The 22,030-nt window shown below is 45.1% G+C and carries 17 protein-coding genes; 7 read left to right on the top strand and 10 right to left on the bottom strand.

What is annotated here, in order from left to right:
• Positions 1–596: 596 nt before the first annotated feature.
• Both ilvB and ACLFWI_RS01375 read left to right on the top strand, forming a co-directional pair.
• Complete coding sequence (ilvB, locus tag ACLFWI_RS01380) at positions 597–2,462, top strand: biosynthetic-type acetolactate synthase large subunit (protein WP_446411408.1); 1,866 nt, start codon at positions 597–599, stop codon at positions 2,460–2,462.
• 433 nt (positions 2,463–2,895) lie between these two features.
• Positions 2,896–3,765, top strand: coding sequence for a DUF4388 domain-containing protein (locus ACLFWI_RS01375; RefSeq protein WP_446411407.1), 870 nt, complete (start codon positions 2,896–2,898; stop codon positions 3,763–3,765).
• Between the two features lie 112 nt (positions 3,766–3,877).
• On the opposite strand, the gene ACLFWI_RS01370 is transcribed toward ACLFWI_RS01375, so the two are convergent.
• Together ACLFWI_RS01370 and ACLFWI_RS01365 are read right to left on the bottom strand one after the other, a co-directional pair.
• Complete coding sequence (locus ACLFWI_RS01370; RefSeq protein WP_446411406.1) at positions 3,878–4,894, bottom strand: S66 peptidase family protein; 1,017 nt, start codon at positions 4,892–4,894, stop codon at positions 3,878–3,880.
• Positions 4,872–5,156: a hypothetical protein gene (locus tag ACLFWI_RS01365; RefSeq protein ID WP_446411405.1), complete on the bottom strand. Its 285-nt coding sequence runs from the start codon at positions 5,154–5,156 to the stop codon at positions 4,872–4,874. Before ACLFWI_RS01365 ends, ACLFWI_RS01370 begins: the two co-directional genes overlap by 23 nt.
• A 306-nt stretch (positions 5,157–5,462) precedes the next feature.
• Here ACLFWI_RS01365 and ACLFWI_RS01360 point away from each other — a divergent pair, with 306 nt between their 5' ends.
• From ACLFWI_RS01360 to ACLFWI_RS01340, 5 genes are all read left to right on the top strand, one after another.
• Positions 5,463–5,591, top strand: a complete 129-nt coding sequence (locus tag ACLFWI_RS01360) for a hypothetical protein (RefSeq protein ID WP_446411404.1) — start codon at positions 5,463–5,465, stop codon at positions 5,589–5,591.
• A 2-nt stretch (positions 5,592–5,593) separates the two neighbouring features.
• Positions 5,594–6,592 (top strand): diguanylate cyclase domain-containing protein, encoded by a 999-nt coding sequence (locus ACLFWI_RS01355; RefSeq protein WP_446411403.1) that lies wholly within the window; start codon positions 5,594–5,596, stop codon positions 6,590–6,592.
• 247 nt (positions 6,593–6,839) lie between these two features.
• On the top strand, positions 6,840–7,760 hold the full coding sequence (locus ACLFWI_RS01350; RefSeq protein ID WP_446411402.1) for a class I SAM-dependent methyltransferase: 921 nt from the start codon (positions 6,840–6,842) through the stop codon (positions 7,758–7,760).
• A gap of 152 nt (positions 7,761–7,912) precedes the next feature.
• Positions 7,913–8,953, top strand: a complete 1,041-nt coding sequence (gene glpX, locus ACLFWI_RS01345; RefSeq protein WP_446411401.1) for a class II fructose-bisphosphatase — start codon at positions 7,913–7,915, stop codon at positions 8,951–8,953.
• A gap of 427 nt (positions 8,954–9,380) precedes the next feature.
• A complete protein-coding gene (locus ACLFWI_RS01340) occupies positions 9,381–10,667 on the top strand; it encodes a glutamyl-tRNA reductase (RefSeq protein ID WP_446411400.1) in 1,287 nt (428 codons plus the stop codon).
• 82 nt (positions 10,668–10,749) lie between these two features.
• On the opposite strand, the gene ACLFWI_RS01335 is transcribed toward ACLFWI_RS01340, so the two are convergent.
• From ACLFWI_RS01335 to ACLFWI_RS01300, 8 genes are all read right to left on the bottom strand, one after another.
• Positions 10,750–11,418 carry a response regulator transcription factor gene (locus ACLFWI_RS01335; protein ID WP_446411399.1) on the bottom strand — a complete coding sequence of 223 codons (669 nt, stop codon included), beginning with the start codon at positions 11,416–11,418 and terminating at the stop codon, positions 10,750–10,752.
• Positions 11,396–12,898 carry a sensor histidine kinase gene (locus tag ACLFWI_RS01330; RefSeq protein ID WP_446411398.1) on the bottom strand — a complete coding sequence of 501 codons (1,503 nt, stop codon included), beginning with the start codon at positions 12,896–12,898 and terminating at the stop codon, positions 11,396–11,398. Before ACLFWI_RS01330 ends, ACLFWI_RS01335 begins: the two co-directional genes overlap by 23 nt.
• A 271-nt stretch (positions 12,899–13,169) precedes the next feature.
• Positions 13,170–14,495 (bottom strand): iron uptake porin, encoded by a 1,326-nt coding sequence (locus ACLFWI_RS01325; protein ID WP_446411397.1) that lies wholly within the window; start codon positions 14,493–14,495, stop codon positions 13,170–13,172.
• 72 nt (positions 14,496–14,567) lie between these two features.
• Complete coding sequence (locus tag ACLFWI_RS01320; RefSeq protein ID WP_446411396.1) at positions 14,568–15,656, bottom strand: glycosyltransferase family 2 protein; 1,089 nt, start codon at positions 15,654–15,656, stop codon at positions 14,568–14,570.
• Between the two features lie 202 nt (positions 15,657–15,858).
• The gene (locus ACLFWI_RS01315) at positions 15,859–17,625 is read right to left on the bottom strand and encodes a hypothetical protein (protein ID WP_446411395.1); all 1,767 of its coding nucleotides are present in this window, start codon (positions 17,623–17,625) and stop codon (positions 15,859–15,861) included.
• A gap of 118 nt (positions 17,626–17,743) precedes the next feature.
• A complete protein-coding gene (locus tag ACLFWI_RS01310) occupies positions 17,744–19,033 on the bottom strand; it encodes a glycosyltransferase (protein ID WP_446411394.1) in 1,290 nt (429 codons plus the stop codon).
• A gap of 130 nt (positions 19,034–19,163) precedes the next feature.
• On the bottom strand, positions 19,164–20,471 hold the full coding sequence (locus ACLFWI_RS01305) for a glycosyltransferase (protein ID WP_446411393.1): 1,308 nt from the start codon (positions 20,469–20,471) through the stop codon (positions 19,164–19,166).
• A 160-nt stretch (positions 20,472–20,631) separates the two neighbouring features.
• On the bottom strand, positions 20,632–21,942 hold the full coding sequence (locus ACLFWI_RS01300) for a histidine phosphatase family protein (protein WP_446411392.1): 1,311 nt from the start codon (positions 21,940–21,942) through the stop codon (positions 20,632–20,634).
• Between the last annotated feature and the right edge of the window lie 88 nt (positions 21,943–22,030).

The raw sequence follows: 22,030 nt of genomic DNA, 5'->3' as shown, positions 1-22,030 counted from the left end.
GGTATTAGTAGCGAGCAAGATGCAAAGCCTGCGGCATGGCTTCGCTAAACGCACTGAACGTGATTTCACCATTATTGACATTAAGGTTTAAATGCCGAACAGCTTAGAAGGGGGGCGAGGCTTTAATTGTGTTGGGTTTCCTTCGTCAACCCAACCTACAATTCAGTCCACTAGCTAGGGTATATGTGTATTCAGCGTCGCATTTGTTCACCTAAGGCGATCGCGCCTTCAGTCAATGTCATTTATCTTATCCTTCACTCAATCTATTCACACCAACCACATCCAGTTAAAACCTAAGGAATTGCTCCACTTACAGGGAAATAACGCCAGGGTAATTCGCAAGTTTTATCACCAATCGTTTAGGGATAATTTAAGTTTTATAACCCAAGCTAAACGTAGCAAAATTAAAAAAATATAAAATTTTCGTTCTAATTGGATTATTTCATGAACAATTAAAATCGTCTTTCACAGAAAGTAAAATCATTGAGTCAAACTCTAAGCTGTATCGAAATTAGCAAACCGCTTACCCAGATTTGGGTTAGCACTCATTAGTAACGTTCCTCATGTAATTGTTAGACTAAGTGGAGGCACTAGCTGTGCAATCTGAAACAGTGAGAGTCAGGCGTGTATCCGGCGCTTTTGCCCTGATTGATAGTTTAAAGCGCCATGGTGTGAAGCACATTTTCGGTTATCCGGGCGGTGCGAATCTACCGATTTACGATGAAATCTACCAAGCGGAATCCGCTGGCGAACTTCAACATATTCTGGTGCGACACGAACAAGGTGCTGCCCATGCTGCTGACGGGTATGCCCGGGCGACAGGTAAAGTGGGCATCTGTTTGGCAACCTCCGGACCGGGAGCCACGAATTTGGTCACGGGTTTAGCCACGGCGAGTTTGGACTCTGTGCCAATGATTGCGATTACGGGACAGGTTCCCCGTGGGGCAATTGGTACGGATGGATTCCAAGAAATTGACATTTTCGGGATTACGCTGCCAATTGTCAAGCATTCCTATTTAGTCAATGATGCTCGCGATATTCCTAAAATTGTGGCGGAAGCGTTTCACATTGCGAGTACGGGTAGACCAGGACCTGTGTTGATTGATATTCCCAAAGATGTGGGAATGGAGCAATTTGATTACTTTCCCGTGGAGCCAGGTACGATTAAGCTACCGGGATACCGTCCCACGGTGAAAGGGAATTCTAACCAAATTAATAAGGCACTGGATTTGATCCGGGCGGCAAAGAAACCGTTACTTTATGTAGGTGGCGGTGCGATCGCGGCAAGTGCCCAGGGAGAACTTCTGGAACTAGCAGAGCATTTCCAGATTCCGGTGACAACAACGCTGATGGGTAAGGGAGCATTTGATGAGTCCCATCCTCTGGCTTTGGGAATGTTAGGGATGCACGGCACGGCGTATGCTAACTTTGCGGTGAGTGAATGTGACCTGTTAATCGCCTTGGGTGCCCGTTTTGATGACCGGGTAGCGAGTTTGCCCAAACAGTTTGCGGCTGAGGCGAAGGTGATTCACATCGATATTGATCCGGCGGAAGTGGGGAAAAATCGGAACACTGATGTACCAATTGTTGGCGACGTGCGGATGGTGTTAATTGACCTGTTGCGGCGTTCTGATCAACTTGGGAATGGTATCGATCCAGATCAGACGCAAGCGTGGTGCGATCGCCTGCAACAGTGGCGGGATGAGTATCCTTTAGATTTGCCCCATCCCCAGGAGAATCTTTCGCCCCAAGAAGTGATTGTGGAAGTTGCTCGTCAAGCCCCCCACGCTTATTACACCACTGATGTCGGTCAACACCAAATGTGGGCGGCTCAATTCCTGAAAAATAAGCCCCGTCACTGGATTTCTAGTGGCGGTTTGGGGACAATGGGATTTGGCTTGCCTGCGGCTGTAGGGGTGAAAGTGGCTCTACCCTCCGAACCTGTGATTTGTATCAGCGGCGATGGTAGCTTCCAAATGAATATGCAGGAACTGGGTACGATCGCCCAGTACGGCATTGGCGTCAAGATTGTCATCCTCAACAATGGTTGGCTGGGAATGGTGCGTCAATGGCAGCATTTGTTCTATGGCGATCGCTATGAAGCGACGAATCTGGAAGTCGGCACCCCAGAGTTTGTTAATCTGGCTCAGGTGTATGGGATTAATGCCATTAAGGTGACACAGCGTCAGGCTTTACCCGATGCGATCGCTCAAATGCTTGCCCATGACGGTCCAGTGCTTTTAGATGTGCGCGTTACCCGCAATGAGGACTGTTATCCCATGGTTGCTCCTGGTCATACCAATAGCGACATGATGGGGTTGCACTCTGCCAACCCAGAGCCGATTTCAGCCACTATCCTGACTTGTTCCAACTGTGGAACCGAAAATCCAGCGACTCATAAATGTTGTTGTGAATGCGGCACGAAACTGCTCGATATGCCATCGACGGTTGCTCTGAGCTAATTGGCGACGAGCGCCCGGTTTGGACGTCTGGGAGACGAAATGAGGCAGGAGACTTCTCGATCTCCGCCTTGTTTCTTTGATCTTCCCCACCCAAGCCCAGGATAAACAAGTCATTCAACGACCTTAATTTGTCTGTCTTCAGTGGGATGTTGAATAAACTGCAATGGATAAAGAATCATCTTAGGAGCAAATAGATTACGGCAAAACATGAGAATGGTTATAATGCTTAAGCTTTTGAGTTGTGATCTAATAAAGATTCTTTTTTCTTAACACAGCTTAGTAAAAAGTAATTGTCTGAAACTTTCATCAGGGATTACACTAAGAATAGCAAAAACTACAGATTTTTTTTGGGATCACGATAAACAGGCTGGCTTTGAAGGCGTTAACCTGCTATTTGCATCCTCATAACAAAGCTGATATCAACATAAGAACAATGTGCATTACAGGCTCACTCACCGACTTTTCATTACCGGAAATTTTTCGGCTCCTTGGTAAAGGGCATCACACAGGTGTACTGACTGTGAATACTGATGTTCCTACCGCTGTCACCCCAAATGGTGTTTGCTATGTCTGGGTTTATCGCGGTCGAATTGTGGCGATTGATTCTCAGTTAGAGCATCCAGGATTAATCAAGTTGATTGTTCAACGCCAATGGATAGATAGACGTCAGTTGGCTCAGTTGAGGGAGTCATTTTCCCAGAAGCAACCCTTGGGTTCTGAACTGCAAAAACAAGGCAGGTTAACCCTTCAACAAATCAAATGGTTGTTCCAAATCCAAGTCTTACGACCCACCTGTGCCTTGTTTCAACTCAAAGCGGGTCGTTTTAAGTTCAGCCATGAAGTCAAACTGCCAATGTCGGGAATGACGGGTTTGAGTTTAAGCACCCTAGGGGCGAACTTACTGGGATTACGTTCCTTGAATGACTGGAATGCCCTAGGTGATAAATTACCCGATGCTAATGCGGGGTTGCTCAGTATTAAAGGATACCCTCGTTATCCCCTAAACGCTTTAGAATCTCAAGTCTGGGAGTATACCAGTGGCACTGTGTCCTTGAGGGAAATTGCTAAACAACTCAGACTTTCGGTAAAAACTGTGCAGCAGATTGCTTTTCGATTAATGGCAGTCGGATTGGTCGAAGAAATTCCCTTAGTGATTCATGCTCCCTGTCCTGAATCTGTGGACGCGATCGCGACACCGCTACATCCAGAAGCGACAGATCAGCCAGTCAGCCACTCATTTTTGCACAATCTAATGGGTTTCTTAGCAGATAAGTCCAAGCATTTGCCGTTACGGGCGGCTTAGAGCAAGGACTGATGAGTGGATGAGACACAACAGATGTAGACGCGCAGCGGTTTGCAAGCGTGCCATGAAATAAGGTATCTCACAATCAGGAATCAACCGCTCAATATCATAATCATATTACTACCGATTCTAATAAACGAATTGTGCCTCGCTCCGCATCAATTTCTACCATTCCACCGATAGGGACAGTGAACTTATCCTGAATATGACCGATCATCGAACCATACCAGGCAGGAATCCCCAAAGGTTTGATATGGTCAGCTAAGACTTGCCGCAACGTCAGCGATGGTTCATTCGCCTCACCTGCAGGACAGTTTGTGCATTGGGCAAAAATAAATCCAGCCACTTGATCGAGGATTCCAGCGAGTTTGAGCTGGGTTAACAAGCGGTCAATCCGGTAAACCTCTTCTCGTATATCTTCCACAAACAAAATAGAGTTCTGCCAATCGGGTAAATAATCTGACCCCACCATCGCCGCCACCAGCGATAAATTTCCCCCCACCAGACGCCCCCTTGCCTTACCATTGGTAATGGTTTCCACAGGAGTACTCAATAGATTTTGCAGTGTCATTGCTGCCCCATCAAACAAGATGCGTTGCAGATGTTGGATTGAGAACCAATTCCAGGTTGATGTTCCTAGTGGTCCATGGAATGTGATCAGGTGGCTGTGAGCATAAATCGCTAACAGCAGCGAGGTGACATCGCTATAGCCGATAATGATTTTGGGATTTTGGCGGATTAGCTCGTAGTCCAACAGGGGTAAAATTCGATTACAGCCCCATCCGCCTGCCATTGCCAGCACAGCCTGAACCGAGGAATTGGCAAACATAGCATTCACATCAGCAGCGCGATCAGCATCTTGACCCGCGAGGTAGCCGTATTGGTCGAAAAGATGGGTTCCCAGTTTGGTTTTTAAGCCGAGTTGTGATAAAACTGGAGTAAATTCATCAACTGTTTTTTGGTCAACTAGACCGGCTGGACTAATCAACCCTACGGTATCGCCAGGATTCAGGCGTCGTGGTTTGAGAAGGGTTAGGGGGTTTGCCGTTACAGGGAGTTGGGTTGCCAAAAGCGTAAGTCCCAAGAGTTTAAGCAAGGCACGGCGATTACCGGAAAAGGGTTGGCTCAATGGTCAGTCCCGGAAAACTACAATAGACAACGTGAAAAATGGCTTGGAGTACCAAGCTGGGAAAAAGAGCTAGAATTGACATACTTGAATCATCTCTAAACATTAAGCAATAATAATAGAGATATTGCATCTGCCAGATTTTGGTCAACTCACCGCAGCTAGGCATTAAACTCCCGAACCAGGATTGATGCTTGGTTGGTGTCATCACCGCGCGATCGGTACAGAAACGATTATTTTTTTGTATCCGATTAATTACAGACATTTGATCTGACGGTGTTTAATCTGACTCGTTGAACAGCATCTGCCGGCAAAATTCACGATAGCTAGTCAACAACTCCAACAATTCAGCCATTACACCCAGAGACATGGCAATTGCTTCAGGCTATGGTAGGGAAAGATACTCTTTCTCTCGATTTGGAGGTGATCAATCATTCCCTGGAACATGCCTCAGGTTAATGACATCCATGCTACAGCTATCCTCAACAGACGTATAGAGACTCGATTGATGAAATTGACAGGTTGAAGTCATGGGATTTTAGGAACTAGGAAAATCTACCCATTTCGTCAGATGCTAGAACAGATAAGCAAGGGTGGTAATCCCATGGCAGCACTGGCGCAGTTTTGCCAGCTAAAGGCTGAGTATCAACGGGTCACATTAATCTTACAGACCCAAAGACGGCAATATCAGCATTCTTAAGGATGAAATTAGTTTCTTTGCCCGAAGAACCACCAACCATTTTGGTGGTTGATGATGACCAGTTTATACGAGAGCTTTTACGCCGAGTCATGGAAAAAGAAGGCTATAAAGTTGTTGAAGCAACCAACGGCGAACAGGGTTTGGACGTCTATCAGCGTCTCAAACCGCATCTGGTCATGCTAGACGCCCTGATGCCGGTCATGGATGGTTTTACCTGTTGCAAACACTTACAAAAACTCTCAGACGAAGATGAGACATCACCCGATAGCGAACATTTGGAAGCTCAAGGGTTACAGGGAGTTTCCCAAACGCCGGTGTTAATGATTACCAATCTGGATGATCCAGAATCCGTTGACCGCGCCTTTGCCGTTGGTGCTACTGACTATATCACCAAACCGATTCACTTAGCCGTCTTGCGTCAACGAGTACGGCGTTTAATTCAACAGTTTCAGCTTTATCAAAAACTTGAACAAGCCAATCGAGAGTTACAACGTTTAGCCACGTTAGATGGACTAACGGGTGTAGCCAATCGCCGTCGGTTTGATCAATACCTTGATGATGAGTGGTGGCGCATGATTCGAGAAGAGTCGCCCTTGTCTCTAATTCTATGTGATATCGACTTTTTCAAGAAATATAATGATACCTACGGTCATCAAGCCGGTGACGCCTGTTTGCGAAGGGTAGCTGATGCTTTGCGTTTTTGTGCCAAACGGTCTGTGGATTTAGTGGCTCGCTATGGCGGTGAAGAATTTGCTATTGTGTTACCCAATACTACCACGATTGGTGCGTCTTTAGTGGCTGAAGAATTACGCAGCTTGGTTTATAGTTTAAAGATTACCCATGCAGATTCAGCTATTAGTGAATATGTCACACTCAGTTTAGGTGTTGCCAGTCTTTATCCTGAGCCGGATACTCCACCAGCTAAGCTAGTTGCTGAAGCGGATATTGCTTTGTATCAAGCGAAAGCCTCTGGGCGTAATCGATATGTGGCGAAAGTTTGAATCGTTATTGGTCATTGGTCATTGGTCTTATGTCATTTGTCATTGGTTATTTGTTTTATGTAAGAGTTTGAGGGCTATTTAGACAATTTAATAGAATTGAGTTTATTTCCACCAACTTACATAGCGTAGCACGTTGTCAATAGGAACCTTGAGTGTAGGGGGGTGGTATGCTGTTGCTTAAATATCGTAGGATTGCCAATATTGTGTACATGCTAATCCCCAAAACAGATAATCGCTAAGAACCATTATGACGACTACGGTCAACCCAACACCTCAATTAGCCTCACGTTTGGTGAATCGTTTCCTTGCCATTAAACCTTTGGCTAATTTAGCAAAGCAGCAAGCTCGTAAGATGATTGTCAAGCGAGCGGAAAAAATTGGCGTACCTTGGACAAAACAGGTCGATGAGTTACGTTCTCTGGACTGGGAGAGTTATCTGAGTCAAGTGCAAAATCCCCAATTAACCTACCCGGATTATTATTTGCGCCCCTTCCATGCCTATAACCAGGGAAATCTCCAGTGGGATGCGGCGTTTGAACAGGAAGTTGCGGCTTATGCTGTTCATGCCAATATTTATCCTGAAGATAGACTTCAAGGAGATGCTAAACTGCGGCAGAGTTACCATGAGTTGGTGCAAAAGCAAGTTAAAACCGAGCCGCAAGATATTGTGGATCTGGGGTGTGGTGTGGGGATGAGTACCTTTGCCCTACAACAGATTTATCCCCAGGCAAATATGACGGGTGTAGACTTATCGCCTTACTTTCTAGCTGTTGCCGAATATAAGTCCAAACAGCATCATGCAGAAATTAACTGGAAACACGCGGCGGCTGAAGCGACAGGTTTACCGGATGCTTCGTATGATTTAGTCTCTATCTTCTTGGTATTCCACGAATTACCCCAAACGGCGGCAAAGGCAATCCTACGGGAGGCACGGCGGTTATTACGTCCTGGTGGCTATCTTACCCTGATGGATATGAATCCTCAGTCTCAGGTGTATGCGACGATGCCAGCTTACGTTTTTACCTTATTCAAAAGCACTGAGCCTTACTTTGATGACTATTTCACCTTGGATATCGAACAAGCGATCGCCCAAGCAGGATTCCAGCCACCGATGATCACGCCGAATAGTCCCCGCCATCGGACAATCATTGCCCAAGTCGAGACCTAGCGTGCTACGCCTGAAACAGCTAATCGTAGCAAAACTTAACATAAACCAATACTCGACATTCTTTCGAGGAGATCCCAGTCTCTGATAGACTTTTAGACTGGGGACAGTAAATAACACCAGGGAAAAACTAAGCAGTTGAGAGGAAAAGCTTCGTGCTAGAAACTACGCTAGGACTAGAAATTATTGAAGTTGTCGAACAGGCAGCACTTGCCTCTGCCAAATGGATGGGCAAAGGGGATAAGAACACCGCTGACCATGTGGCAGTCGAAGCCATGCGGGAGCGGATGAACAACATCCACATGCGGGGTCGCATCGTGATTGGCGAAGGGGAGCGAGATGAAGCCCCGATGCTGTATATCGGTGAACAAGTGGGCATCTGTAACCAACCGGATGCGAAGAACTTTTGTAACCCCGATGAACTGATTGAAGTCGATATTGCCGTTGACCCTTGTGAAGGGACGAACTTGGTGGCTTATGGGCAACCCGGTTCAATGGCGGTGCTAGCCATTTCCGAGAAGGGAGGACTGTTTGCCGCACCTGACTTTTATATGAAAAAGCTAGCGGCGCCTCCTGCAGCTAAAAATCATGTCGATATCAATAAATCGGCAACAGAGAACCTGCAAATTCTCTCCGAGTGTCTGGATCGCGCAATTGAGGAACTGGTGGTCGTGGTAATGAAGCGCGATCGCCACAAGGGACTGATTGAGGAAATCCGCTCGGCTGGTGCGAGAGTTCGGCTAATTAGTGACGGAGATGTCTCTGCGGCTCTCTCTTGTGCCTTTTCCGGGACAAATATCCATGCTCTGATGGGTATTGGTGCTGCACCCGAAGGCGTTATCTCTGCCGCCGCGATGCGCTGTTTGGGAGGACATTTCCAAGGTCAGCTGATCTACGACCCAGAGGTTGTGCAGACGGGTTTGATTGGTGAAAGCAAAGAGGGGAACCTAGAGCGGCTCAAAGAAATGGGCATTCACGACCCTGATAAGGTCTACAATACTCATGAGCTAGCCTCAGGTGACACCGTGCTATTTGCCGCTTGTGGGATTACGCCGGGTACCTTGATGGAAGGGGTACGACTCTTCCATGGAGGAGCGCGGACTCAAAGTTTAGTCATTTCCACCCAGTCGAAGACGGCTCGATTTGTGGATACTGTCCATCTGTTTGATCAGCCCAAGACCCTGCAACTGCGATAAGTACGATAAATTTATCCATTGTTTGTTGCAGGATTTCTCCGCCTCGAATTCTAGTCATCGAGAGCAGAGAAAAGCGTTAAAGCCAGATTGTCAGGAACCCCACGGCTATAGGTTCCGGGGGCACCGAAATTGCCCACACCTGACCAGCCTAAGACCTAAGTGGTCTACGTTATGCCCAAGCGTTGTAGAGACGTAGCATGCTACGTCTCTACCTACTGTCGAACGTCGGTCAGTAAATCCGAGGCGGTAGGGGTTTCAATTTTTGCTACTCGTGTACATGGGAAATGGATGCCAATATAGCCTCTCTCGGAAGTCCTGTCGAAGGATTGTTCCGTGTAAGGCGTTCAGAAAAATTTCTCAATTTTCTTTATCTTTAATACAAGCCTGATAGTTGACCCAACCCAACGACAGAGATTTGGAGAACACAATGAATATTGCAGTCGTAGGTTTAAGCCACAAAACAGCGCCCGTTGAAGTCCGGGAAAAACTAAGCATTCCCGAAGCCCAAATAGAAGGGGCGGTGCAACAACTCTGTAGCTACCCCCATGTTGAAGAAGTGGCGATCCTGAGTACCTGCAATCGCCTAGAAATTTATATTGTGGCGACGGAAACGGAAAAGGGTGTGCGTGAGGTTAGTCAATTCCTGTCGGATAACTCTCATGTACCCCTGCATCAATTACGCCCCCATTTGTTTATTTTGTTACATCAGGATGCGGTGATGCACCTGATGCGCGTCGCCGCGGGACTTGATAGTTTGGTCTTAGGCGAAGGGCAAATCTTATCGCAAGTCAAGCATACCCACAAAATCGGTCAGCAATACAAGGGAATTGGACGCCTGTTGAATCGACTGTTTAAACAAGCGATTACCGCCGGAAAGCGAGTCCGCACCGAAACCAGCATTGGTACCGGGGCGGTTTCGATTAGTTCGGCGGCGGTGGAACTCGCCCAGATGGAAGTGCAAAACTTGGCGGCTTACCGAGTGGCAATTATCGGCGCGGGGAAGATGTCGCGTTTGCTGGTACAACATCTGCTTTCCAAAGGGGCTGAGTCAATCGCCATTATCAATCGCTCAACGCGACGAGCCCAGGAGTTGGCAAAGCAGTTTGAGAATGCTCAGTTAACGGTACATCCCCTGTCGGAGATGATGGAGGTGATTCCGGAGTCGGATATGATATTTACCAGTACCAGTGCGACAGAACCAATCCTGGATCGGGCTAAACTGGAAGACCATCTTGATCCCAATCGCTCCTTAATGCTATTTGATATTTCCGTACCGCGTAATGTGGATGCTGATGTTAATGAACTTGAACAGGTTCAAGTCTTTAATGTGGACGACTTGAAAGCAGTGGTGGCGCAAAATACCGAAAGCCGCCGTCAGATGGCGATGGAAGCGGAAAACTTACTGGAACAAGAGGTAGAAGCGTTTGAGGTTTGGTGGCGATCGCTAGAAACTGTGAGTACCATTAGTAGTCTGCGGGAGAAAGTCGAAGGTATCCGGGAGCAGGAATTAGAAAAAGCCCTATCTCGCTTAGGTTCAGAGTTTGCCGATAAACATCAAGAAATCATCGAAGCGCTGACCAGGGGGATTGTGAATAAAATCCTCCATGATCCGATGGTGCAGTTAAGGGCGCAGCAGGATATTGAAGCCAGACGTCAAGCCATGCAGACGCTGCAAACGCTGTTTAATTTAGAGATTGAAGAACAGTTTGGTTAAGCTTTGGGAATAAAAAAAATGGGGAGGAGGATACTGAGTAAATATCCTACCTCTCTTTTTTTAAGATAGCTAGTGCAAGAAATCAAGTGCGGAGACGGTAGCCCATCCCTCTAACGGTTTCAATTAAGTCACCGCCTAATTTTTTGCGTAGGTAACCAATATAAACATCAACAATATTAGAACCTGGGTCATAATCATAACCCCAAACATGACTGAGTAACTGCTCTCGACTCATCACTTGTCCGGGATGAAGTAACAGGGTTTGTGCTAGAGTAAATTCTCGTGCAGATAGTTCGACAAGCTGACCATTGACTCGAACCCGACGAGTACGTAAATCTAAAATAACTTGACCTGCACTCAGCACCATCTCCTCCTTAGATTTTGGCAAATAGTTATTACGCAAACGCACGCGCACCCGAGCGATGAGTTCTTCAAACTGAAAGGGTTTAGTCATATAATCATCAGCCCCTCCCTCCAATCCAGCGACCTTATCACGGATATCATCACGGGCGGTGAGAATAATAATGGGTATTTGTTCCCCCTGACCGCGCAACTCTTCTAGGACTTGTAAACCATCTTTACCCGGAAGTCCCAAATCCATGATCAGCAGGTCAAATTCGTGGGAGAGAGCCATATTCAGCGTCTCTTGAGCATCTGTGGCTACGCTAGTGGTAAATCCTTTCGCTCGCAGTCCTTTCTCAATAAACGCTGCAATACGAGGTTCATCTTCAGCGATAAGAATTCGATTCATGGGGTAGAATATCCTGTTTTGGATCTAGAGGAATGACAATCGTAAATTGAGCGCCAGATCCGAGTCGGCTGTTGAGTTTCACCTGACCCTGATGCGCCTGGGCGATCGCTTGGACGATGGACAGTCCTAAACCTGCTCCTTCAGAACGACGACGGCTATTCGGGAGTCGGGCAAACCGCTCAAAAATACGTTTTTGGTTGGCTGGATCAATCCCTTCTCCACTGTCGCGAACCCAAAAACAAGCATAGTGTTTATTGATAGCTGAACCTAGGGTGATGGTATCACCTTCGCCGGTATTTTGGGTAGCATTTTGAGCCAGGTTCGTGATCGCTTGAGTGAGGCGTTGGCGGTCAGCGACAATTCGACCCGATGCGATCGCGTCCAGTTGCCAGTCTCGCTCGGCTAAGGCTTTGACTTTGGCAAAAAGTTCTTTGGTGAATGAGCCAATGTCTACCATTTCTAGATGTAAAAAATCACGCCCTTCTGCTTTCGCCAAGAGGAGTAAGTCATCAACAAATCGGTTCATGCGATCCAATTCATCTAAAACTAATTCTAAAGTTTCCTGTTGGGCTTTAGGGTCATCATCCCATAATTCCAGGTGTCCTCGAATAATCGTGATCGGTGTCCGCAGTTCGTGACCTGCATCATTAATAAAGTCTCGTTGGCTGGTAAACGCCTTCTGGAGACGATTCAGCATTTGATTTAGCGTGGTTGTCAGTTCCGCAATTTCACCATCGCCTTTTATGGGAATGCGTTGCGTCAGATCCGTTTCACTAATCGAACGCGCCGTTTCTGTTACCGAACGTAGGGGGGCTAGCATCCGTCCCGCAGCAACCCAAGCAATCACGGAAGTAACAACCATGACGATCAAGGTTACTTTAATGATTACCCAAACCACTTCATTGACTTCTTCCTCTTCACCCGCGATGACATTGGCGACGATAAAAAGTCCGCGAATTTCTCCGCCCATTTCCACGGGTTTGACATAATAAAGAATAGAACCTACTGATGTTTCTGTCTGACCTTTGGTTGGTTTGGTCAGATTACTCCAGCGTTTGAGTAGCTGTGAATCCGGTTGTAGCGGGTCGGGTAGTGCTGTCGGACTGGATTTGTATAATTCACCGTCGATAATTGTGAGCAGAAATTCTCCGTCATTGGGAATATTACGGGATAGAAATACCTCAAATAAAGCCGCCACATCATCGCCAAACGGCTGACCCGTCAAGGGATTTTTTCCTTGTTGGAATAATCGCTGGAACTCCTGCACTTCTTGGATTAAATAGCTGTCGATTCGTTTGTGTACCTCCTCAAGTAGAACTTGACGGATCAGCCCAACTGAGGTATAGGTGAAGCAAACCGTTAGCAGGACATACCAAGCAAGGATGCGAGTTCGTGCTTCCCAAAACAGATTCCGCCAACCCCAACACCGTTTAGTTTGATCAGGGTTTGCTGAACCTAGGTCGTCACCCAATTTGGTCACAGTTTGTTCCCCTGGTGGTTCGTAAGTTATCTCAATAATTGATATTTATTTTAGCGAATATGTTCCTGAATTGACTTCTGCTTGAATGGCAAACTAAGGACTGGAGAAATGTTGTCACAGCCTGTTATACGCCTCTGTATTACAGTATCTATGAGAAAGTCCTGTTATACCTGATTTGACTTTAGATGTATTACATTAACTCTGACACTGCTTGATGCAGGTAGGTGGGGAAAAATTTTGGTCACACCTCAGGTAAATTAGGTAAATAGGCTTAAAATGAAAAAGTAGTTAGGATAGTTCCCACATAGATAAGGTCATTGCTAGAATCGTGTTCGGGATTAAAAATGATCAATAATCCAGGGGTGATGGATATGTTGTCATTAGCATGCCAGGTATAAAACACTTCCAGATGCCAAGTCGTGTCTTTATCTTTATAGTCTTGATTGTCGATTTGAAAAGTATTATTGATTACCTTCGGCGGCTGACCGATAACCATCCCGCCTAAATTTCCAGGTTTGCCTAAATCGGGAAATGCTAAGGTGAGGGCATAATTAAAAATATCGGCTTGGGGATCACCAGGTAAATTCAACGCCGTGGCTTGAGTCCAACCCATCCAACCCCCTAAAATTAACTTAGGACTGAGGCGAACGCTGATATCTAAAGCGTAGGAATTGGCAACAATATGGTTACTTTGATCATCAAACGGATCGTTAGCGCGATCGCTCCCTGTTCCTGTATCGATGATATTGTAGGAATGGACGTAAGCGAAAGCGATGCCCAGGTTATCGTTAGGATTTAAGGTTAGCTGCGCGATCGCCCCATATTCAGCACCAATTCCTGAGTCTAGTTCATTAGCATCGTCAGCCGCATAACCCAAGCTAAAAGTGGCAATCTCACCCAATTCATAAAGCAAACCGACTCCAGCATCACCCCCTAAATCATAAATGGGATTGCCATCGCCAAACTTGGAAATTGCTGCATTTGGTGCTAAATTGACCTTTCTCGTCGGCGTACCTAAGCCGCCACCAATGGTCGAAATATAAACCCTGGCATTTTTACCGAGAGGAAAACGATATGCTACTCTGTCTAACTCCAGCTCATTTTCATCTTGCCCATCCAAATCTAACCGCGCCATTTCTGTACCAGTGACATCCTCAAACTCCGGAGCATTTTTGGCTTCTAAACTGATTCGGAGACGGTCTTTTCCGGTGAAACTCGTATCAATATCGAGGCTAATTTTATTGCCGACAGTAAAGGTGGGATCAATATCCTCCTTACTGCCATCTGCCTGAGTTTTACCGGCTAGATAACTAATCGCAAACAGGACTTCCCCTTCCAGTCTTGTGGTTGGAGCAAACGGTTTAATATCTATCTGTTCTTTTCTCGCTATGTCCAGATTTGGGTAGGTTTTTACGAACGGTTGAATGTCCGAAAGTTGCCAAACTGGGGTAATTTGAGACATGGGGTCAACAGATAACTGATCAGGATAAACCGCTTCAGCAGAACTCTCTGTTGCTTGTGCCATATTACCGCAGAATGAGGCTAGAGTAAACAAAGCTGAAACCATTGCCACAGCTTTGCCCAAATGATTGGACATATTTTTAGCTGATTAAAATTGATGGTAAGAATTGGGTTTGTAGTCAGGGCTTCAGCCATCTTCAGCTAGGCGTTATAGCAATCTTTTTTCTAAAGAACGGACATCTCCATCATCTTTTTGGCATAATTCTGTTCGGGAATGTTGGTAGGTTAGCTGTTGCTGAGACTGAAGGTATTTGCGAGCATAGCGATCCGTAATATAGCGGTTGATAACCTTATCCACCGTCAGCAGTGCATGCTCAATTTGCTTCCGTTTTAACCCCAGCTTCTTGCCTAGCTTTTTGAAGCGGTAACTCAGCGGTCTGATAATCGTGCGTCGGCGTCGAGACCCTAACTTTTTGTTGTACTTGGTTTTGAAATATCCATCCTCAACCAGTCCCCATTTTTGGCGCAAGTTTTCTAGACTAGAGTACATCCAAGCATCACTCCAGCGCAGCATATAAAAGTACATGTCGGTTAATTCTATTGGCGGTCCCGGTACATAGGTGACTAAGGAGTCCGGTTCAAAATAAATTGTACCACCCGCTTCTCTGACCGTCATACAGAAATCCAAATGTTCTTTAGTACAGAGCATTTTGGCATCGAGAGAACCAATTTTTTGGAAAATTTCTCGGCGAATTAACACAGAATGAAACTCAGCAAGTTCGGTTTCAATTCGTTTTAACTGGGGTCGCACCTCTGATACCTGCTGACCTTGTTTGTACATCTTTTCTCGGATATGTCGTTTACCATGAATATCGGTAACAACATGGCATTCCCCTGCGGCAAAGTGAATGGTTTCGTGTAATGGTTCATCTTGGCACATCAGCGGACCAACCACCGTCGCACCTGTTTCTTCCGCACAAGTGACTAAGGCATTCAACCAACCGGGAGAAACAATCACGTCGTTATCCACAAAGACAAGATATTTGGTATCAACGTAACTCAAGCCAATATTGCGAGCGTGATTGGGAGACAGGTAGTAATTAGTTCGCACGAGTTGGAACTGTTTGACTTGGGCTTGGGTTTCCAGGTATCGTTTGATTGGAGTGGGTGAATTGCCATCAACGTACAATAATTTAAACGGAATGTCTGTATGTTCGTAAATGCTTTCCAGAGATTCTTGGGTGTAGCTAAATCGTTCGCGAGGAACAACAACCAGTGTAACTTGTGGATCTGTCATTGCTGATGAATTCATGTTTAAATTTGCTTGGGTTTTCCTGGTGTTATTTGATAATTCAGAGGCTGGTGATAAAGTCATAAATTTATCCTGTAAATAGATTTTGTCAACGGCGATAAAATTGATTCAGTCATCGAATTAGATAACAGACATACCCTAGCACATCTCTAGATGACGGCTAACTGAGATTACACCAAGCGACGCTCTAATTGAGCAGTTTTTCTAGTTCATAAAGCATCGTTAACTCATCAGCAAAATTTACTGAATTAAACAGATTCATTGTCGGATCATATATTTCCCGCCAATACCTGCCTTGAGTTAAACTCTTCTCCAGCAAATCCCTACCAATGTGCTGCCAGTACAACCTTTGATTGTAATAATCAATGTTGTCAGACTGACGCCAATCGGTTGCCAAGGTTTTCGGTGCTAACGAGTTAGTTTGCTTTTGCTTGACAGACTTCATCTCTTTCTCATACGGGATACTAGCCCAATCAGGAGTATTGGTTTCGATAATATAGCGATGAAAAATGTGAGATTTAATTCCCTGACCCTGATAACTAAATACAGCCCGGATAAAATTGGCATTAAGAAACGGAGACAGAACTAAACTTGTTTGGGTATTCTGGGAACCAGATTCACCACGCCGACAGCGTTCAAATAAATAGAAAAAAGTGAGTCGTTTTTCCGGAGATACACCAAAGGTTTCTGCCTGCTGATAAGCGTCTAATATGATATTTTTTACATTATCTTTTTGCTGATTCAGCATAATTTTAGGGATTTTGCGTAACACCCATGACGTGATCTTTTCTTCATACTGACCAACTTCACAGTTCTCGGCTTTAACTTTTCTAGCAAACCAAGGCTTGCCAATAGCCCCAGCATGTCCCATCACCTGAACCCGACCCGATGAAATACCCGTTGGCTGAGGCAAGAACGTCTTTAATTTATGATTGACCATATTGCCCGCTTGCCATAAAAGTGATGCACAAATAGAATGACTCAGCCAATCTGTTGATTCAGGAGGAAGTTCTACTTCCTGCTTAAATCTTAATGGAAAATCCGCAATTTCTGCCAATTGCTTAGCCAAAATCACGTCATAATTATTGGCAGGTCCTTTCACCTTGGCATTCAGGTTTAAACCCAAATGTCTGTAGGTTGAGAAAACAGCGCGACTATCATAACCACCGGAGAGTCCACCAGAAGCATGGGAAAATAGGGACTGAGTTGATTTGACATAATCGATTAAAGAAGTGCGGGCTAATTCCAGACAGTCGGCTTCTGGCATATTTTCCCGTTGTACCCATTTTTCCAGGACGTTTAACCGCTGTTTAACCAGTCCGTTGACAGACCACTTGTATAAGGTTGATGGTTCAGCAAACTTAATCTGAGAAAAGCCAGTGCAATTTAGCGGAAACCAACCAAAAAAACGACAACACTTGACTGCCCATTCGGCAAAAACTGGTTGCAGAGGGAGATTGAGGGTGGGAAAGGCAAAGATGCGATTACTGAGAATAATTGTGCCATTATGCTCATATTCAAAGAGTTGAGCATGACCTAAGCCATCATTGAGTAAGTAAGACTGTTCAGTTGACTTATCATTCCAAAAAAGTAACATTGGAGGGGCAATTTCGCCCAGAACGTTTTCTGGTTTGGCTTGCAATTCTCGCGCCAACTGAGGTAAAGCCAAAGTTGGTTGAACTGAAATTCCTCTTTGTTGTAAAACTTGGTGTCCGTTGAGAGGAAAATTGATTGCCAGAACTGAAGTTAGTTCATCTTCTTGATAGAACGGGGCTAGCCATCCGTCAACAGCTAGTTGATAATAAACTAGATGGAGATTTCCGTAACTGAGTAATTTTAGAGGCGGTTTTTGGGCAAACAGGGGGGCATAAAGTCGGTCAAATCGGTCTAGGACATTGTTGGGGTGAAGATTGGGATCTGCTGAGGAATTTGACCATAATAGAAACAGGATCATCGTCTTGACTTAAATTATTAGGTTTACCCATTCATCAAGTATTTCCAGAAACCGGGTTTTTCGTGAGAACGAAATATCGGTATTTTACCCAAATAAACCCGGTTTCTTGACCGATGTCCTAGGTCTCTACAACAGATGACGCTAACTGTTCCACCCGTGACTGAGTGGATTTTGAATTTAATTGTTGCTGGTAAATTTCCACAAGTTCATCGTTGAGTTTATGCATATCATATTTTTCCTCGACCCGCCTACGACCCGCCTGACCCATCGATTGCCAGAGTTCTGGATGTTCAATTAGATAGCTAAGTTTTTCCGCCAGGGTATCCCCATCCCGTTCGGGGACTAAGAAACCCGACGTCCCATTTTCGATTAATTCAGGAATACCACCATGTAAGGTGCCAATTACAGGTAATCCCATCGCCATTGCTTCTTTTAAGGTATTCACTGGTGCATCCTGATTTCCATCAGCAGCCGTCACAGAAGGGGCGATTAAAATGTGAGACTTATCCAGAATTTGAATCAGTTCTTTCTGCTGTTTCCATCCCAAAAGATTGACAATATGACCGACACCAAGTTTGGTGATCAGGTTCTGGAACTCTTCCTTGAGCGGACCATCGCCAATAATGTTATATTCGAGGTTACAGTGAACCTGGGCGAGTTTAGCGATCGCGCGAATGCCGTACTCGATTCCTTTCTTTTCAACCAGGCGTCCCGTGGTAGCAATACGAATGTGACCATCAGCCGGGAAATAGCGGGGAGTAAAGGCAAATTTACTACAATCAATTCCTGACCCCAGAATCCTAATTTTTGTCGCCTCACAACCGAGTTGAATCGCACGCTGTCGAAAAAATTCGCAGTTGGTTAAGAAAAAGTCGCCTTCAGCAAAGAGTTGATCATAAACCTGATCACCCCACTTTTTCAGATACTTACTGATATCAGAACCGCGAAACGTGGTGATCAAGGTTCCCTGAAGTAAACCGAGATTACGAAACAGCAGTCCCATCAATCCTACTGATCCAAATTGACAGTGGATAATATCGTAAGATTTACCCTCCAGAACTGGTATGGCTTTGTAGAGTAACTTGAATGACTTAGCGCGTTTTCCATACTTAGATACATCTAGTAATTTCCGGCAGGCTGAAGGATTTCTGCCAAAATTATCGATTAGTAATTCATTCGTTTTCAGTTCTCGTAATAACTGATTGTCCGGTGGCGTCGGGGAATAGTAGGTATGCTTGAGTAAGTTGTATTTTTCCACAATAGGATGTACTTTCTCGGTAGGGTTCGCCAGACCATCAAGGGCGTAAATATCCACCTGATGACCGCGATCAATTAATCCAGCAATTTGATTGAGGATAAATGTCTCAGATAAAACTGGGAAATTTCCCACTAGGAATGCTATTTTCATGGTAAAATTTAAGCCCAAAATAGGGTAGACTAATTTTGAGTTTTTTGTCGGGGCGGGTTTCACTACTATCGTTTCTGACCTCACCCAGATGTAACTAAACCCGCCCTGATTGAGTAGAGACGTAGCCAGACTAGACTGTGGTAATGAAAACAGAAGAACCAGCTTCTACGGATTGAGTGGAAAACTGAGGCTGAGGTAAGTTGGAATTCAACAATTGTTGATAAATTTCTAATAGTTCCTGATTCAGTTTATACATATCATATTTTTGTTCAACAAGGGTTCGACCAGCCTGACCCATTGATTGCCAGAGTTCTGGATGTTCAATGAGATAGCTAACATTTTGGGCAATGGCATCAGGATCACGTTCAGGGACTAAGAAACCCGAAATCCCATTTTCGATTAATTCGGGAATACCACCATGTAAGGTGCCAATTACAGGTAATCCCATCGCCATTGCTTCTTTTAAAGTGTTCACAGGTGCATCCTGATTCCCATCAGCCGCTGTCACAGAAGGGGCAATTAGAATGTGAGATTTATCCAGAATTTTTACCAGTTCTTCCTGCTGTTTCCATCCCAACAAGTTCACGATATGACCGACGCCAAGTTCAGCTATCAGGTTTGAGAAATCTTCCTTGAGCAGACCATCGCCAATAATGTTATATTCAAGGTTAGGGTAAACTTGGGCAAGTTGAGCGATCGCGCGAATCCCGTACTCGATTCCTTTCTTTTCAATCAGGCGACCTATTGAGACAATTCTCACGCGACCATCAGCCGGAAAATAACGGGGAGTGAAGGCAAATTTATGGCAATCAATTCCTGAACCAAGAACCCGAATTTTATTTTCGTCGCCACCTATCTGGATGGCACGCTGTCGGAAATAGTCGCAATTGGTGAGAAAAAAATCGCCTTGTTCAAAAAGCCGATCATAAACTCTATCCCCCCGCTTTTGCAGGTACTTACTAATATCATACCCCCGAAACGTGGTAAGAATTTTACCATTAATTATACCAATATCTCGAAACGCCAGAGCCATGATTCCAAAAATACCAAACTGACAGTGAATGATATCGTAGGACTTTCGGTTCAAGAAGGGAATGGCTTTGTAGAGTAATCGTTGGTATTTAGCTTCTTTGCCAAATCTTGTCTTATCTATCAGTTGCAGTAAAACTAAAGGATTTTTATCGAGATTAACCAGCAATAATCCTAAGAGTTTCAGCCAACGCCACCCGTCATTTTGGGGACGTTCGGGTGGGTAGTAGGTACGATCTAAGAGCTTGTATTCCTTGACAATGGGATGTACCTTAGATACATCCTCCGGGCGACCGTCGATGGCATAGATATCAACCTCATGTCCATCATCGAGTAAGCCTTTTATTTGATTGAGGATGAATGATACAGACAAGGTGGGGAATGTTCCTACTAATAATGCTATTTTCATGGTTGATTGTTGATTGTTCATGGTTTACATTAAATCTGCTAGCATCGGAATTCACGTTTTTTTAACCCAGAGCACCCAGAGGATGACGCAGAGGGTACGCCGAGGAGTTGGATGTGTTTGTGGGAATTTTTTAGACAATCCAAAACAATTGGAAACAATATCATTGTCTGCCTATCTCCCCGATATTTATCCCTTGCACTACAGGGGCTTGATTAGCACAGGGATAGTGGATAACGCTAATTTTTCCCTGGTGAAGAGGTAAATGATTCAATTGATTGGTACTGATCCCAAGTGTTTGACCGAGAAAGCGTTTGAGGATTGCCTCACTCGCCACAATTAGTCCTGTTAGTAATGGCTGGGAATCCATCATCCCTGATGCAGCGTTCGCGTCAATGGTTTGTTGCCAAACTTGGGGGAAATCATTTCGCGATACCTGTAGCTGTAAAGTTTCTGGATGGTATTGCAGAATTTGTGCCGCTGTGACTTGGGCATTGTCGCGGTCATGATTAATACTGAAGTTAAGGGTTACATCTTCCAGTAATTGGGTTAGTTTTTGAATTTGCTGAGGATGAATGTCACCAGAGGGTATCAGTAACAAGCGTAAACCTTGACGCCCTTCCTTTAGTTTGGGTAGGGTTTTCCCCAGATGGGTGGTAATATTCAAGGCTTCTAGTTGGGCTGACTGAGGCACACCTGCGGGAAAATGTAAGACACTCATACCACAGTTACACTGTTGCAGAGTATGAAAGCGATTAGGTGTTAAACCGATTGCTGTACTAATCAAGGCGCGGTTTGTACCGCCGTGACCCACAATTAAGATGGTTTGACCAGAATGATGAGGTAAAATGTCTTGCCAAAATTGTTGGGCTTGTGCATAAAGTTCAAGGACAGGGAATCGGGGATTGGTGATTTGGGATTGGTAAAATTCTCCCTTGTCTCCTCCGCACCTGTGTACATCTGCACCCTTGCACCCCGACACCCCCATCTGAAACTGGTGAGGATGTTCTTTCCAGCAGCAATATGCTTGGGAAAATTGTTCGCGCACATACTGAAAAGGTAAGCCTTCCCAAGCTGGGATATTAATTTCTTTGAGCGTTTCAGTTACTCGTAAAGGTGGTAACTTATCAGTAACGGTGCTAATTGCGGCTATAATTTCATGGGCAGTTTGCTGGGTGCGTTTTAGGGGGCTGGTATAAATGGCGTCGATGGGCAGTTCTTTGAGAATTAGACCCGTTTCATAAGCCAACTTGCGCCCTGGTTCAGTTAAGACGGAATCATCACAACTGCCTTGATATCGTCCCTGTTCGTTATATGTACTTCGACCATGACGTATTAAAATAACTCCTGTGCCAGGTGATTGGTGATTGAGAATTGAATTGCTCCCCTTAAAAAGCGGTGCATTCGTTACATTTTGATTGACATTTTCGGGTAAAACAGAGGGATTTGAGGATGGGTAGACGAGGGCAGACATACTATCAATTTGGTTTAATCTTTAACAGAAACAAAGTAGAGGACAAATGGAAATGCGATAGGACAAGGGATAGAAAAACAGGGGGTGT

Origin of the sequence: Coleofasciculus sp. (assembly GCF_046539235.1) — a bacterium.
Taxonomy (GTDB): domain Bacteria; phylum Cyanobacteriota; class Cyanobacteriia; order Cyanobacteriales; family Coleofasciculaceae; genus Coleofasciculus.
Note: the sequence above shows the minus strand (reverse complement) of the source record. Positions and strands in the feature narration are given on the sequence as shown.

Bases quoted from the DNA above. Each gene is read 5' to 3' on its own strand.
- ACLFWI_RS01300 (WP_446411392.1), bottom strand. From the start codon at position 21,942: ATGTCTGCCCTCGTCTACCCATCCTCAAATCCCTCTGTTTTACCCGAA.
- ACLFWI_RS01350 (WP_446411402.1), top strand. From the start codon at position 6,840: ATGACGACTACGGTCAACCCAACACCTCAATTAGCCTCACGTTTGGTG.
- ACLFWI_RS01375 (WP_446411407.1), top strand. From the start codon at position 2,896: ATGTGCATTACAGGCTCACTCACCGACTTTTCATTACCGGAAATTTTT.
- ACLFWI_RS01305 (WP_446411393.1), bottom strand. From the start codon at position 20,471: ATGAAAATAGCATTATTAGTAGGAACATTCCCCACCTTGTCTGTATCA.
- ACLFWI_RS01360 (WP_446411404.1), top strand. From the start codon at position 5,463: ATGCTAGAACAGATAAGCAAGGGTGGTAATCCCATGGCAGCACTGGCG.
- ACLFWI_RS01335 (WP_446411399.1), bottom strand. From the start codon at position 11,418: ATGAATCGAATTCTTATCGCTGAAGATGAACCTCGTATTGCAGCGTTT.
- ACLFWI_RS01310 (WP_446411394.1), bottom strand. From the start codon at position 19,033: ATGAAAATAGCATTCCTAGTGGGAAATTTCCCAGTTTTATCTGAGACA.
- ACLFWI_RS01365 (WP_446411405.1), bottom strand. From the start codon at position 5,156: ATGTCTGTAATTAATCGGATACAAAAAAATAATCGTTTCTGTACCGAT.
- ACLFWI_RS01355 (WP_446411403.1), top strand. From the start codon at position 5,594: ATGAAATTAGTTTCTTTGCCCGAAGAACCACCAACCATTTTGGTGGTT.
- ACLFWI_RS01340 (WP_446411400.1), top strand. From the start codon at position 9,381: ATGAATATTGCAGTCGTAGGTTTAAGCCACAAAACAGCGCCCGTTGAA.
- ACLFWI_RS01315 (WP_446411395.1), bottom strand. From the start codon at position 17,625: ATGATCCTGTTTCTATTATGGTCAAATTCCTCAGCAGATCCCAATCTT.
- ACLFWI_RS01320 (WP_446411396.1), bottom strand. From the start codon at position 15,656: ATGACAGATCCACAAGTTACACTGGTTGTTGTTCCTCGCGAACGATTT.
- ACLFWI_RS01325 (WP_446411397.1), bottom strand. From the start codon at position 14,495: ATGTCCAATCATTTGGGCAAAGCTGTGGCAATGGTTTCAGCTTTGTTT.